The following is a 14,707-nucleotide window of genomic DNA, read 5'->3' on the forward strand; positions in this document are numbered from 1 at the left end:
ACCAAGAAAAACAGTCAATTAAAAACAAAGCTTCGCAACGGGCTTTTTTTGGTGCACTCAAGTGAACGCAATCCGCCGCGCAGACGATTGACAATTGATCAGCGTGGGCTAAATATAGCCGATGTCTTTGCATTCGGGTGAAACGGAGTGACAAAGAGGGAGATAAACCCCAAATGCACCATTATGGTGCGTAAATTCACCATATCAGTGCAACGAAGCCCATGATTTTTTGCACAGAGCGCCATAACAGGGCGTAAATATGGCAATTTTGGGGATTTAAAAAGTTGGCATGGATTTCGCAATATTCTTGGTATCGGAACACATGCTTGTTCCTTTCCAAAATTTTTTGCGGCCAGTTGCCCAAATCTAACACCGGAGGTTACTTAAGATGTCAGTAGAAAACGTACTCGCGTTGATCCAGGAAAACGAAGTTAAATTTGTTGACCTACGCTTTACCGATACCAAAGGTAAAGAGCAACACATCTCTATCCCCGCTCACCAGATTGACGCAGACTTCTTCGAAGACGGTAAGATGTTTGATGGTTCTTCGGTCGCTGGCTGGAAAGGAATCAACGAATCCGACATGGTGATGATGCCAGATGCATCGACCGCTGTGCTGGACCCATTTACCGAAGATGCCACGCTGAACATTCGCTGTGACATCCTTGAGCCTGCCACCATGCAAGGCTATGACCGTGACCCGCGCTCGATTGCTAAGCGCGCAGAAGAATACATGCGCAGCACCGGCATCGCAGACACAGTGCTGGTTGGTCCTGAGCCTGAATTCTTCCTGTTCGACGACGTGAAGTTCGCCACCGATATGTCCGGTTCTTTCTTCAAGATTGACGACATCGAAGCGGCCTGGAACACAGGTTCTACCGTCGAAGGCGGTAACAAAGGTCACCGTCCGGGCGTGAAAGGCGGCTACTTCCCGGTTGCACCGGTTGACTCATCACAAGATATCCGTTCTGCCATGTGTCTGATCATGGAAGAAATGGGTCTGGTTGTTGAAGCGCACCACCACGAAGTGGCGACTGCAGGTCAGAACGAAATCGCGACCCGTTTCAACACCCTGACCTCTAAAGCGGATGAAATCCAGATCTACAAGTATGTCGTTCATAACGTTGCACATGCTTTCGGCAAAACAGCGACTTTCATGCCGAAGCCACTGGTTGGCGATAACGGCAGCGGTATGCACGTGCACCAGTCTCTGGCTAAAGACGGTCAGAACCTGTTTGCAGGCGACAAATACGGCGGCCTGTCTGAAATGGCACTGTACTACATTGGCGGTATCATCAAGCACGCTCGCGCGATCAATGCGTTCGCGAACCCGTCAACCAACTCGTACAAGCGTCTGGTTCCTGGATTCGAAGCCCCTGTGATGCTGGCGTACTCAGCGCGTAACCGCTCTGCGTCTATCCGTATCCCAGTGGTACCAAGCCCGAAAGCACGCCGTATCGAAGCGCGCTTCCCGGATCCGGCAGCGAACCCGTACCTGGCATTTGCCTGCTTGCTGATGGCTGGTCTTGACGGTATCAAGAACAAGATCCACCCGGGCGAAGCGATGGACAAAGACCTGTATGATCTGCCAGCAGAAGAAGCGGCAGAGATTCCAAAAGTGGCCGAGTCACTGGAGATCGCACTGAAAGCACTGGATGAGGACCGTGAGTTCTTGACCGCTGGTGGTGTATTCTCTGACGATTTCATCGATTCTTACATCGCCCTGAAATCGAAAGATGTTGAGCGCATCAACATGGCAACTCACCCACTGGAATTCGACCTGTACTACTCAGTATAAGTCTGCCCCAGAGATTTACGGTTCAAGGCCTGCGCATGCAGGCCTTTTCTTTATCGGGCTCACCAAGGCAGGGCAAAGGTTCTCAGCCCCCGGCTGACAGCCCCAGGTTGGCGCAATCCCTTTCACCAAAACGGCTCATCCCGTTTCCCGCTGCCGGTACTCCTTCCTGACTCACTGAGGTTAACGGACCAGAAAAGACGGCAAGGTTATTGCATTGTTCTTCAGAGTTCACCGTCTGTATACGTTGCCAGGAGTCAGTCTCAAAGCGGTTGCTGTCACCCATCGCCTAAAAAGGCTGGACTCTCTTACTTTGTACTGCACAAGTGATAAAAGACGGGCTACACTGTAATGCACCAAAATAGTGCAATGCACCAGAGGTGTTTGCTCCGCAAGCGGGCACACTGGCTATAACCACAAGGATGAGACTGTGACTGCCGCTTTTACGCCATTGATCCTGAACAACCTGGTCACTGCAGTGATACTGCTCGATGAGCAGCTGAAAATTCGCTATGTCAATCCGGCCGCAGAGCAATTGATGTCCTGCAGCCAGCGGCGATTGCTGGGCTGCCGCTTTCCGGAGCTGCTCCAGCACAGCTCGCTCGATCTGGGCCTGATTCAGTCGACCGTACAAAGTGGACAGGGCCTGACCGACGGCGAAGTGACTCTGGTGATTGATGGCCGCCACCACACTCTGGAAATCAATGCCAGCCCGGTCAGCTGGCAGAAAGAGGTGCTGATCCTGCTGGAGCTCAAACCGATTGACCAGCAAAGACGTATCAGCCAGGAAATCAGCCAGCACGCTCAGCAGCAAGCCGCCAAAGAGCTGGTCCGCGGGCTGGCCCATGAGATCAAAAACCCGCTGGGGGGATTGCGCGGGGCCGCGCAATTGCTGGAAAAAGCCCTGCCCGATCCCAGCTATACCGAGTACACCCAGATGATCATTGAACAGGCCGACCGGCTGCGAAATCTGGTCGACCGCCTGTTAGGGCCTCAAAAACCCGGGATCAGAACGGTCGGCAATATCCATGTGGTACTGGAGAAAGTGCGCCAGCTGGTGTCGCTGGATCACCGAGAGCAACAGCTGCGCATCCAGCGGGATTATGACCCCAGCCTGCCGGATTTCAGCATGGATCCGGAACAGCTGGAGCAAGCCATTCTGAATATTGTAAGTAATGCCGCCCTGGCGCTGAGCCAGCAGCCGGTGGAAGGGTTAATCACCCTGCAGACACGCACCGCGCACCAGGCACTGATTCACGGTCAGCGACACAGAATCGCGGCCAAGATTGACATCATAGACAACGGGCCCGGCATTCCGGCCGATATCCAGGACACCCTGTTTTATCCCATGGTCACGGGCCGCGAAGGCGGTAACGGGCTCGGCCTGTCCATCGCCCAGAATTTAATCGACCAGCACCACGGCAAAATTGAAGTGTCGAGCTGGCCGGGACAGACAACATTTTCCATTTATCTACCGATTCAAACCACAGAATAACAAAGCAGCCGGCACGCCCGGCATGCACACAAAGGACACAACGGAGGGCATGCGATGAGCAAAGGACTAATCTGGGTTGTCGACGATGACAGCTCCATACGCTGGGTACTGGAGCGCACCCTGAATGCAGCCGGACTGCGCTGCGAAACCTTCGCCGATGCCGACAGCGTCGTAGAAGCACTGGAGCGCAGCGTACCGGATGTGCTGGTGTCTGATATCCGGATGCCGGGCACGGATGGCCTGACACTGCTGCGCAACCTGCATCATGATTACCCCACCCTGCCGGTGATTATCATGACGGCACACTCGGATCTGGATGCGGCCGTGAACGCCTATCAGGAAGGGGCGTTTGAATACCTGCCCAAACCCTTTGATATTGACGAGGCCGTGAGCCTGGTGGAGCGGGCGGTCACTCACAGCCAGGAGCAAAAGCGCCAGCAGCAGCCGGAAGAAATCACCAAGCAGGCCCCGGAGATCATCGGCGAAGCACCGGCGATGCAGGAAGTGTTTCGCGCCATCGGCCGTCTGTCCCGTTCGTCGATTTCTGTGCTGATCAATGGCGAATCCGGCACAGGTAAAGAGCTGGTGGCCCAGGCGCTGCACCGCCACAGCCCGAGACGGGAGAGCGAATTTATCGCGCTCAACATGGCGGCCATTCCCAAAGATCTGATTGAATCTGAACTGTTTGGCCATGAAAAAGGCGCGTTTACCGGCGCCAACAACATCCGCCAGGGACGTTTTGAACAGGCCAATGGCGGCACCCTGTTTCTGGATGAAATCGGCGACATGCCACTGGATATCCAGACCCGCCTGCTGCGGGTCTTGGCTGACGGTCAGTTCTACCGCGTTGGCGGCCATTCTCCCATCAATGTCGATGTCCGCATCATCGCGGCGACCCATCAGAATCTGGAACGCCTGGTAGCCAAAGGGGATTTCCGGGAAGACCTGTTCCACCGCCTGAATGTCATCCGGGTCCATCTGCCTGCCCTGAAAGATCGCCGGCAGGATATTCCCCAGCTGACCCGTCACTTCTTAAAGCGGGCCTCCGATGAACTGGGGGTGGAGATTAAGTCTCTGCACCCGGACACAGAAACCCTGCTCACCAGCCTGGCCTGGCCGGGTAATGTCCGCCAGCTGGAAAATACCTGTCGCTGGCTGACCGTGATGGCCAGCGGTAACGAAATCCTGCCGTCGGATCTGCCGCCGGAACTGACCGCAGTCGACAGCCAGCCGAAAGGCGACGGCAGCGAACCGCACTGGCAACAATCGCTGCAGCACTGGGCCCGCCAGGCATTGCAGCAGGGCAACCAGAATCTGCTGGGCGAAGCCATGCCGGAATTTGAACGCATTCTGCTCGATACCGCTCTGGAATTTACCCATGGCCACAAGCAGGAAGCCGCCAAGCTGCTCGGCTGGGGACGCAATACCCTGACCCGCAAACTCAAAGAGCTGAACATGGCCAGTGACTGATCTTCTGCCCACTGCGGGCCTGCAGGATTGGTGTTTTTTTCAACAGCGGAAGTAAACATCAGCCCGATCTTGATGATCGGGCCGGATCCTCGCCCTGAGTGTAATGATTGTCTTGATATCTTTGCTTATACTGAGGCTACAGTTTTTCCGGGATACCATGATCATGATTAGCAAACACCTGCCACTGACCGATTTGCACCGTCACCTGGACGGCAACATCCGTATTCAGACCATTCTTGAGCTGGGCCAGCAGTTTGGCATGGCATTGCCTGCCAACGACCTGGAGTCGCTGCGTCCGCACGTTCAGATCGTTGAGGCTGAGCCCAGTCTGGTCGCTTTCCTGTCCAAGCTGGACTGGGGCGTCGCAGTACTGGGTGATCTGGAGGCCTGCCGCCGTGTCGCCTACGAGAATGTCGAAGACGCCCTGAACGCCCAGATTGACTATGCTGAGCTGCGCTTTTCACCCTATTACATGGCAATGAAGCACCAGTTACCCGTTGCCGGGGTGGTCGAAGCCGTTGTGGACGGTGTGCGTGCCGGTTGCCGTGACTTCGGCATCAAAGCCAACCTGATCGGTATCATGAGCCGGACTTTCGGCACCCAGGCCTGCCAGCAGGAACTGGACGCCCTGCTGAGCCAGAAAGACCACCTTGTTGCCGTTGATCTGGCCGGCGATGAACTGGGCCAGCCTGGCGACCAGTTTGTCGGCCACTTCAAGCAGGTTCGCGATGCCGGTCTGCAGGTCACAGTGCATGCCGGTGAAGCCGCAGGCCCGGAAAGCATGTGGCAAGCGATTCAGGAGCTGGGCGCGGTGCGTATCGGCCACGGCGTCAAAGCGGTGGAAGACGCACGTCTGATGGATTATCTGGCTGAGCACAAGATCGGGATTGAATCCTGCCTGACCTCAAATATCCAGACCAGCACAGTGGCCAGCCTGGCCGGTCACCCGATCAAGCAGTTTCTCGATCACGGCATTCTGGCCTGCCTGAATACCGATGACCCGGCGGTGGAAGGCATTGAGCTGCCTTACGAATACGAGATCGCTGCCCCGCAGGCGGGTCTGACTCCGGCGCAAATCCGACAGGCACAAATCAATGGCCTGGAGCTGGCTTTCCTGTCTGACAGCGAGAAGAACGTCCTGCGTGAGATGGCGGCCCAGCGTTAATTCCGCTATCGTCCGCGCAACAAAAACGCCCCGCTGGTGATCGCCAGCGGGGCGTTTTTCTTTGCTGAGCGCGATCCGCGCCAAGGTCAGATCACCCGCGAGAATTGCTGCTGACGGGCACGCTGACGCAGATAGACATCAAAGCACATGCAGATATTGCGGATCAGCAATCGGCCTTTGGCTGCCACCTCAATCCGCTCATCGGTGACACGCACCAGATCGTCATCAATAAAGGTCTGCAGCAATGACAGGTCTTCGGAAAAATAGTCGGTAAACCCGATGCCATACCGCTGCTCAATTTCCGTTATCGACAACTCAAACTGGCAAATCAGAGTTTTAATCACTTCCCGTCGCAGCAGATCATCCGCGGTCAGGTTCACCCCTTTCCACAACGCATGCTGCTGCGATTCAATGTCGGCATAGTAAGCCTTGAGATCTTTCTGGTTCTGAGCATAACTGTCGCCGATCATCGAAATGGCGGACACCCCGAGCCCCAGCAGATCGCAATCGCCCTGGGTGGTATACCCCTGAAAATTGCGGTGCAACTTGCCTTGGCGCTGGGCAACCGCCAGTTCGTCTTCCGGCAGGGCAAAATGGTCCATGCCGATAAACTGATAGCCGGCCCCGGTCAGGGTCTCAATCGTGCTGTGCAGCATTGCCAGCTTTTCAGACGGAGTCGGTAAATCGGCATCTTTAATTTTTCGCTGGGCAGCAAACAATGACGGCATGTGGGCATAGTTAAACACAGACAAGCGCCCCGGTTTCATCGCCAGCACCTGCTCCAGCGTGTTGACGAAACGGGCATTGTTCTGCTTCGGTAAGCCGTAGATCAGATCCAGATTGGTCGAGCGGAAACCCAATTCCCGGGCACGATGGACCAAAGCTTCAATAAAATCGCTGTCCTGTTCGCGGTTGACCAGTTGCTGAACTTCTTTATCGAAATCCTGCACGCCGATACTCAGGCGGTTAAAGCCTTCTTCGCGCAGATGATCCAGCACATCCAGCGCCATCCGGCGCGGGTCAACTTCGATACTGATTTCCGCATCCGGTAACAAAGTGAAGGAGGCGCGCAGCTGGGTCATCAGCCGGGTGATTTGCGACTTGGTCAGAAAGGTGGGCGTCCCGCCGCCCAGATGCAGCTGACTGACAGCCCGGCCACGCATCAGTGCCGCACGCTGACGAATTTCAATGTCCAGGGCCGCCAGATAGATGTCGGCCTTGTGTGCATGCCGGGTTATGACCTTATTACAGCCACAGTAATAACAGAGGGTGTGGCAGAACGGAATGTGGATATAGAGCGATAAACGGCGATCGGGATAGCGCTGACAGGCGGCGGTAAAATCCACCGCGGTAAAATCGGGCTGAAATTCCAGTGCCGTCGGATAGGAGGTATAACGGGGGCCTGAATAATTATATTTTTCGATCAGTGCCTGATCCCAAATCATGGCTTGCTCTGTCATCGCGGCGTTACCTCGCTGGCGCTCTACCAAGTCAATCCGCCAAGCTAGCATGAGGCCGCCGCCCGATGATTGATCGATAACAAAAACCGATCCGATTTTTGCTGCCACCAACAAAAAACCCAGTGGCAAGCCACTGGGTTTATCGTTTCACTCGCAGGCTCTGAGTCAGGCCTTTTTGCGCCAGGATCTGAGTCAGTTCCGACTGTATCGCATCAAACAGCCGTGATTCGGCTTTCATGCGCCGCAGATCGTCCTTCATCCGCTCCTGCTTGGCCAGGGCTTTGCGTTCATCGCCACGCGGCATCTCTTCAACCACTTTATACAGCTCGAACAAAGCCGGATACTGAGCGGAAAAGTTGACGCTGCGCTCGGCCTGCAACACTGTCATCAGCTTGTACAGACGAATCGCAATTTCCGACATGTCACACTGCTCCTGCCGTCCGGCTTCGGCAATGATGTAGACACTTTCCAGAATATTGCGATTGCGCTGCGCAATCGCCTCGCTCTGTTGCAGCTCCGCGCGGGCGATAAATGCCTTATGGCGTTGCTTCTGTATGTACAGCTGATAGAGCAGATAGCCGGCATAGGCCGCCAGGGCCACAACAATCAGGCTTCCTGCCACAAACAACCAGAGTTTCAGATCCTGCAAGGCTTACTCCTTATCGAAATCGTCCCAACGGGTATTTTCAAAGTCATCGAGCAGATCTTCTTCGCTGCGGGCATCCCCGGCGGCGATTTGATCCTCAGCATCATCCTGATCGTCGTCGTACAGACCCAGCTGTTTCATTAACTGCTCAATACGATCCAGTTTCTGGTCAACCTGCTTCTGCAGGCCGGCACCCAGTTTTTCACCGGCATCGAGACGGTCCAACAACGCCATCAGCTGCGGATCATTCTCCAGCATGGCCAGTTCCTGCTCGGCACTCATGCGACGCGCCTGCTTGGTTGGCTTCGGCTCGACAATCAGTGGCACCGGCTTTTTGCTGCCGTGGCGAGGATCTTTCGCCTGTCCCTGACGGTGCGCATTCTGAGCATCCGCATCTGAATGACGGCTGCCTGCTTTCAAGCCTTTACGCTTACGGGCTTTCTGACGGGCACGGCCATCCAGATCTTGCTGGCTGACACTCTTTTCTACAAACTGCGCCGGGCCTTCAGAGCCAGGTTTACGGCCTCTTTTCTTACGGGTCATGACTGATTTTTCCTCAGCATAATTACATCGTTTCCAATAAATTCCACCGCCAGACCATCTCGTTGTGCCAGAAAACGGAACGTCTCTTGGCTGAAAAAGCTGACGTGGGTGGGATCATTCTTGTAATGCCAGCGGCTGAACGCCTCGGCATCGGTTGCCAGCTTCGTCATCAATCCCAGCCAGCCGCCCGGCTTGACCAATGACAGCAGCAACTGCCATTCACGGGCCGGGGTATAAAAATGTTCAATCGCCTCGGTACAGGTGACAAAGTCATACTGAGAGGCCAGTGCACCTGTATCCGGGGCAAAATACGGATCATACACAGCGACCTGATGTCCCTGCTCACGAAACATGCTTGCCAGAGCAGGTCCAGGGCCGCAGCCGAAATCCAGGCCATCCAGCGGCCCTGGCGGCAAACGCGCGCTCAGCGGTGCGGCCAGCCGGCTGAGGAAACGACGATACCCTTCATCTTCAACATGGTTTTCATGCTGATCGTAGACCGCTTTTTCCTGCTCAGGTGTCAAATGCGAGGCCGGATCCGCAAACACCAGACTGCAGGCCCGACATTGAAAATAGGCCCGCCGATTGTCTTGATGATAAACCTGAATGGCTGCGCTGTCGCATAAGGTACAAACCGTCATCAGCATCTCCTTGAGCCAGGCTTTCCGGCGCGGTCAAAATCAAGCCGCGTATGATAGCAGACCTGCGACGATTGAGAAACGGACAGCGCGGTGAATCCCAGCCAGTAAAAAAGGCAGCCTGAGCTGCCTTTATTACACTGCGAAGCTTGCGATACTGAGTGTATGATCAGTGAAGACCACCAACGTACTGTGACAAGGCGTCGATTTCCTTATCACTCAGTTTCGCTGCGACTGAACGCATCATCGCGTTCATGTCGTTGCTACGCTGGCCTTCGCGGAACATGGTCAACTGTTTCTTGATGTATTCCGCAGGCTGCCCGGAAATATCCGGGAAACCAGACAGGCTGGTGCCATTACCCCGCGGACCGTGACACGCCGTACAGGCCGCAATGCCACGGTCGGCATCACCCACACGGTAGAGCTGCTGACCGATTTCGATCGAACTCTCGGTTGTGGTGCCTTCAATCGCAGGCAGGGAACTGAAGTAAGCCGCCAGATCCGCCATGTCTTGTTCAGACAATGGCATCGCCATGCCGCCCATCACAGGATCATTACGCCCTTGTTCACCACCAGTCGTCATCGCCAGCTTGAATTCCTTCAGCTGCTTCTCCAGATAACGTGGGTGCTGACCCGCAAGGTTGGGGTATTGTCCTGTGATACCTTTTCCATCAGCGCCATGGCATGCTGCACATGTCGCTGCTTTTGCTTTTCCAGCTTCAACATCTCCCTGGGCCCAGCTTGTGCAACTGGCAAGAAGTGTAAATATCAATGCTAATTTCTTCATGACATTCCGTTTATAATTATTGAGCTTCCAGTACCACAAGTATTGCTTAGCAACATGGTATACAATGCACCACTAACCAAGCAGGGTTAGTGGTACATTTTACACACTTTCGCATAAAAGTAATTAGTCGACGACCAGAAGACTTGACGGAGTTAACAGTGAATTCCCCTCTCAACTACAGACAAACCCATTTTATTACCAGTGCTCCGGACATCCGCCACCTTCCTTTGGATAAAGGCGTTGAGATTGCATTTGCTGGCCGATCGAATGCCGGTAAATCAAGTGCTTTAAATCGTCTGACTGATCAGAAAAGTCTGGCACGGACCTCAAAAACCCCAGGTCGCACCCAGTTGATCAACATGTTTGAAGTCAGAACCGGCTGTAACCTGATTGACCTGCCAGGCTACGGCTATGCTCAGGTACCGCTTGAGATGAAGAAGAAGTGGCAGGCCGCACTGGGTGAATACCTGCAAAAACGCGAATGTCTGCAGGGACTGGTGGTACTCATGGATATCCGCCACCCGATGAAAGATCTCGACCAGCAAATGATTTACTGGGCGGTGGAAAGCCAACTGCCGGTACTGGTGCTGCTGACCAAAGCCGACAAACTCAAAAGCGGTGCCCGTAAAGCCCAGCTGCTGAAAATTCGCGAAGCCGCGCTGGCCTTTGGTGGCGATGTGGAAGTCGAGAATTTTTCTGCCCTCAAAGGCATCGGGGTTGATCAAGTCCGCCGCAAACTCGATATCTGGTTTGCCCCGGAACTGGCCCGTCAGCAGGCGTTGCTGGAAGCAGAGAATCCTGAACAGGACGGTATGGCGCCGGACGCAGAATAAGCTCAGTCAGTATGCCTGATCGCCCGATCAGGCATCAACCCGCCGTTTTTCTCACTTTCGTGCCAATCAGACCGTTGACGAACGCCAGATAAAAATGTCCCCACCGGAACGATGGGGCAACGGGAGAGAAATAGGAGGTTTTTATATTTGTTCAGAAAGGATTAATGATTTAACCAGCCAACGCAAGTTTTTTATACGAAATCTGGACATTTTTTCCCCTCTGATTCCTGATTTTCCATAGCTCCCCTCCGGTATAACATTCACTTTTGCCCGACTCAGCCCAAAAGCCCGCTCAATTGTTTCATTCTGCAAATTAAGTCAGTTTGGGTGAATCTCGCCTCTTCATTTTGGAACTTTATTACAGAAACATGGCAAAATGACAAAAAAAAAGCCACCCAAAAGACGGGTGGCCGGATCATGGATCAGTCGGCTGGCAATGTCTTCGCTCAGCCCGACAAATATGAACAAGAAGCAGGCTGCATTATAAACGCCTCATGAATATTATTAAAGTAATTACTCTAATTTTTATTCCTCAAGGCTTCGCCCGGGTCATCCGCAATATAGGGAACGCCGGGCTGACGCGTCAGATTCGCTGCGATTCCTGGCCAAGATGCACAGAGTGTCAGCAAATATTGTCAGCAAAGGGAGAATTTATACCAAAGATGGTGAGCAACAGTCGGGGGATGAAGGCGGGTAATCACTTGGCTGGCGACAAATAAAAACGCCCTGGCCAAATGACCAGGGCGGCTAAAAAAAGCCAAATCCAATAACGTGAAACAAAAGGTCTGAAAGATAGAACATCTTACCTCTGTACCCTACGCCGCTAACTGTATATCAAGTGTGCAGAGAAAAAAGCCCTTTCCGTAGTTTTTTTCATACAAGACGTAATTAAATTATACAAAAATTTGATAAACCCTGATTCAGGTTGAAAAAAACCGGCCTGCGGGCCGGTTTTTGACGACTTTATTACATGTTTACCAGTGCACGCTGAGAGGAATTAATGCGCCTGGTCCCAGTTGTCACCACTGCCTGCATCCGCGATAAGTGGCACATCCAGCTCGGCAGCGGCTTCCATCAGCTCGCAAACCGACTTCGCCACACTTTCCAGCTCTGATTCTTTCACTTCAAACACCAGTTCATCGTGTACCTGCATCAGCAGACGGACACGGTCGCTGTCTTGTGTCTGGATCCAGTGATCGACAGCCACCATGGCACGTTTGATGATATCCGCCGCCGTGCCCTGCATCGGGGCATTGATCGCCGCCCGCTCCGCCGCTTTGCGGCGAATGGCGTTACGCGATTTGATATCCGGCAGATAAAGACGACGGCCAAACAGGGTTTCTACATACCCTTGCTCGCTGGCCTGGGTACGGGTGCTTTCCATATATTCCAGTACGCCCGGGTAGCGCTCAAAATACACATTCATGTATTGCTGCGCCTCGTTCCGGCCCATCCCCAGCTGTTTTGCCAGACCAAAGGCACTCATGCCGTATATCAAACCAAAGTTAATGGCTTTGGCACGACGGCGCTGTTCGCTGGTGACGTCTTCGATCGGCAGACCGAGGATCTCGGCCGCGGTCGCGGCGTGAATATCTTTGCCGTGGCGGAAGGCATCAAGCAGCGCTTTGTCACCGGACAGATGGGCCATGATCCTCAGCTCAATCTGAGAGTAGTCGACCGCCAGAATCTTGTAGCCTGGCGGTGCGATAAAGGCCTGGCGGATCCGACGCCCTTGTTCGTTGCGAATCGGAATGTTCTGCAGGTTCGGATCGGTCGACGACAGACGCCCCGTTGCCGCGACCGCTTGATGGTATGACGTATGTACCCGTTTGGTCTCCGGGTTAATCATACGCGGCAGCTTGTCGGTATAAGTCGATTTGAGTTTCGCCAGTCCGCGGTGCTCCAGCAGCAGCTTCGGCAGCGGATAATCCAATGCCAGCTCCTGCAACACTTCTTCATTGGTCGATGGAGTACCGGAAGGGGTTTTCTTGACCACAGGCAAACCCATTTTCTCAAACAGGATCGCCTGCAGCTGTTTGGGCGAGCTGAGATTAAACTCCTCACCGGCCACGTCGTAAGCTTTGGCCTGGATCTCATCTAACCGCACCGCAATTTCCTGCGACTGTGCAGTCAGCAAACTGGCATCGAGCAGCACACCCGTGCGCTCCATGCGAGACAGCACAGGCACCAGCGGCATTTCGATCTCATCCAGCACGCTTTTCAGTTTGGGATCCGCATTGAGCTTGCCGATCAGCAGGTGATGCAGCCGCAGGGTGATATCCGCATCTTCTGCGGCATAAGGGCCGGCCTGTTCCAGATCGATCTGGTTGAAGGTCAGCTGTTTCTTCCCTTTGCCGGCAATGTCTTCGAAACTGATGGTTTTGTGTTCCAGATAACGCAGCGACAGGCTGTCCATATCATGGCGGCCCACCACACTGTTGTACACATACGACTCCAGCATGGTATCGAAGCGTATGCCCTGCATGGTCACCCCATAGCGCGCCAGCACGCTGGCATCATATTTGAGGTTCTGGCCCACTTTGGCCTGCGCCGGATCTTCCAGCAAAGGTTTCAGCTGGGCGATCACCCAGTCGCGGTCCAGCTGCGACGGCGCATCCAGATAATCATGGGCCACAGGCACATAAGCCGCTTTGCCTTCTTCAGCCGCAAATGACAAGCCGACCAGATTAGCGACCATGTAATCGAGGTTGTCCGTTTCGGTATCAAAGGCAAAGACATCCGATTGTTTGAGTATCTCCAGCCACTCAGTGAAACGGGCTTCGTCCAGCACCACTTCATAGCCGCTGCGGTCAATCACCGGGGCCGGGGCCGACGATTGCGTCGGCTCACTGTCTTGGGTCGCAATGGTGGCGGCGCCATCCGCGACTATGCGGCCATCACTGCCGTCGAGCATTTCTGCCAGCCAGCGACGAAATTGCAGTTTGCCGAACAGTCGGGTCAGCTCATCAATATCCGGGGTGCCTTTTTGCAGCTCCTGCGGACTGAACTCAAGCGCAACATCCAGCTTGATGGTGGCCAGCTCATAGGACATCATTGCCGCTTCGCGGTTCTCTTCCAGTTTTTTGGCCATGGTTTTCGAGCCACGAAAACCCAGCGCTGCAATCGCATCCAGGTTGTCATACAGATCTTTCAGGCCGCCAATCCCGGTCAGCAAGGCGGTGGCTGTCTTGTCACCCACACCAGGCACACCGGGAATGTTGTCGACCTTGTCTCCCATCAGGGCCAGATAATCAATGATCAGTTCCGGACCGATACCAAACTTTTCCCGGACTCCGTCCGGATCCATCACCACACCCGTCATGGTGTTGATCAGGGTAACGTTCTCATCCACCAGCTGCGCCATGTCTTTATCGCCGGTACTGATCAGCACAGGCATCCCGGCCTGGGAAGCCTGACGAGCCAGCGTGCCGATGACATCATCAGCCTCGACCCCGGGTTCGCAAATCAGCGGCAGGCCCATGGCTTTGATGATGGCGTGTAAAGGTTCTATCTGGGCACGCAAATCATCCGGCATCGGCGGGCGATGCGCTTTATACTCGGGATAGAGCTCATCGCGGAAGGTCTTGCCTTTGGCATCAAAGACAACGGCAATGTGTTCCGTCGCAAATTGACGCAGCATGCTACGCAACATATTTACCACGCCATACACAGCCCCGGTTGGTTCACCATCTGAGTTAGTGAAATTGGGTGAAGCATGATAGGCACGATAAAGATACGAGGAACCATCGATCAGGATCAGTGGATTTTCTGGAATAGTTGCCATAATGGATTGTCTGTATCTGGAAGATAAAAGGATCAGGGTCTTAGGATGCCATGAGATGTGCCGAGTGTTAACAGAAGTTTTTCCCTTCCTG

Annotated in this window: 12 protein-coding genes; 5 read left to right on the top strand and 7 right to left on the bottom strand. The window is 54.2% G+C overall.

Annotated features, from left to right (window positions below):
• Positions 1-388: 388 nt before the first annotated feature.
• From glnA to add, 4 genes are all read left to right on the top strand, one after another.
• Positions 389-1,798 carry a glutamate--ammonia ligase gene (gene glnA / locus P4S53_RS07050; protein WP_027251514.1) on the top strand — a complete coding sequence of 470 codons (1,410 nt, stop codon included), beginning with the start codon at positions 389-391 and terminating at the stop codon, positions 1,796-1,798.
• 427 nt (positions 1,799-2,225) lie between these two features.
• Positions 2,226-3,290, top strand: coding sequence for a nitrogen regulation protein NR(II) (gene glnL, locus P4S53_RS07055; protein ID WP_337112109.1), 1,065 nt, complete (start codon positions 2,226-2,228; stop codon positions 3,288-3,290).
• Positions 3,291-3,344: 54 nt separating this feature from the next.
• Entirely contained in the window at positions 3,345-4,760 is a 1,416-nt protein-coding gene (gene glnG / locus P4S53_RS07060) for a nitrogen regulation protein NR(I) (RefSeq protein WP_161446827.1), read from the top strand.
• Between the two features lie 163 nt (positions 4,761-4,923).
• Positions 4,924-5,925 (top strand): adenosine deaminase, encoded by a 1,002-nt coding sequence (add, locus tag P4S53_RS07065; RefSeq protein WP_337112110.1) that lies wholly within the window; start codon positions 4,924-4,926, stop codon positions 5,923-5,925.
• Between the two features lie 86 nt (positions 5,926-6,011).
• On the opposite strand, the gene hemN is transcribed toward add, so the two are convergent.
• From hemN to P4S53_RS07090, 5 genes are all read right to left on the bottom strand, one after another.
• Entirely contained in the window at positions 6,012-7,385 is a 1,374-nt protein-coding gene (gene hemN / locus P4S53_RS07070) for an oxygen-independent coproporphyrinogen III oxidase (RefSeq protein WP_337112160.1), read from the bottom strand.
• Positions 7,386-7,524: 139 nt separating this feature from the next.
• Positions 7,525-8,034, bottom strand: a complete 510-nt coding sequence (locus P4S53_RS07075; RefSeq protein ID WP_337112111.1) for a DUF2489 domain-containing protein — start codon at positions 8,032-8,034, stop codon at positions 7,525-7,527.
• Between the two features lie 3 nt (positions 8,035-8,037).
• Positions 8,038-8,574, bottom strand: a complete 537-nt coding sequence (gene yihI / locus P4S53_RS07080) for a Der GTPase-activating protein YihI (RefSeq protein WP_337112112.1) — start codon at positions 8,572-8,574, stop codon at positions 8,038-8,040.
• The gene (locus tag P4S53_RS07085; protein WP_337112113.1) at positions 8,571-9,215 is read right to left on the bottom strand and encodes a class I SAM-dependent methyltransferase; all 645 of its coding nucleotides are present in this window, start codon (positions 9,213-9,215) and stop codon (positions 8,571-8,573) included. Before P4S53_RS07085 ends, yihI begins: the two co-directional genes overlap by 4 nt.
• Positions 9,216-9,381: 166 nt before the next feature.
• The gene (locus P4S53_RS07090; RefSeq protein ID WP_027251506.1) at positions 9,382-9,999 is read right to left on the bottom strand and encodes a c-type cytochrome; all 618 of its coding nucleotides are present in this window, start codon (positions 9,997-9,999) and stop codon (positions 9,382-9,384) included.
• A 158-nt stretch (positions 10,000-10,157) separates the two neighbouring features.
• Here P4S53_RS07090 and yihA point away from each other — a divergent pair, with 158 nt between their 5' ends.
• On the top strand, positions 10,158-10,832 hold the full coding sequence (gene yihA / locus P4S53_RS07095; RefSeq protein WP_337112114.1) for a ribosome biogenesis GTP-binding protein YihA/YsxC: 675 nt from the start codon (positions 10,158-10,160) through the stop codon (positions 10,830-10,832).
• A gap of 747 nt (positions 10,833-11,579) precedes the next feature.
• Here yihA and P4S53_RS22615 read toward each other — a convergent pair.
• Complete coding sequence (locus P4S53_RS22615; protein WP_442957015.1) at positions 11,580-11,633, bottom strand: hypothetical protein; 54 nt, start codon at positions 11,631-11,633, stop codon at positions 11,580-11,582.
• A 196-nt stretch (positions 11,634-11,829) separates the two neighbouring features.
• Complete coding sequence (polA, locus tag P4S53_RS07100; RefSeq protein WP_337112115.1) at positions 11,830-14,616, bottom strand: DNA polymerase I; 2,787 nt, start codon at positions 14,614-14,616, stop codon at positions 11,830-11,832.
• Positions 14,617-14,707: the final 91 nt, after the last annotated feature.

This window comes from Photobacterium sp. Hal280 (assembly GCF_037162255.1).
GTDB lineage: Bacteria > Pseudomonadota > Gammaproteobacteria > Enterobacterales > Vibrionaceae > Photobacterium.

Bases quoted from the DNA above. Each gene is read 5' to 3' on its own strand.
- glnG (WP_161446827.1), top strand. From the start codon at position 3,345: ATGAGCAAAGGACTAATCTGGGTTGTCGACGATGACAGCTCCATACGC.
- yihI (WP_337112112.1), bottom strand. From the start codon at position 8,574: ATGACCCGTAAGAAAAGAGGCCGTAAACCTGGCTCTGAAGGCCCGGCG.
- polA (WP_337112115.1), bottom strand. From the start codon at position 14,616: ATGGCAACTATTCCAGAAAATCCACTGATCCTGATCGATGGTTCCTCG.
- glnA (WP_027251514.1), top strand. From the start codon at position 389: ATGTCAGTAGAAAACGTACTCGCGTTGATCCAGGAAAACGAAGTTAAA.
- add (WP_337112110.1), top strand. From the start codon at position 4,924: ATGATTAGCAAACACCTGCCACTGACCGATTTGCACCGTCACCTGGAC.
- P4S53_RS07090 (WP_027251506.1), bottom strand. From the start codon at position 9,999: ATGAAGAAATTAGCATTGATATTTACACTTCTTGCCAGTTGCACAAGC.
- P4S53_RS07085 (WP_337112113.1), bottom strand. From the start codon at position 9,215: ATGACGGTTTGTACCTTATGCGACAGCGCAGCCATTCAGGTTTATCAT.
- hemN (WP_337112160.1), bottom strand. From the start codon at position 7,385: ATGACAGAGCAAGCCATGATTTGGGATCAGGCACTGATCGAAAAATAT.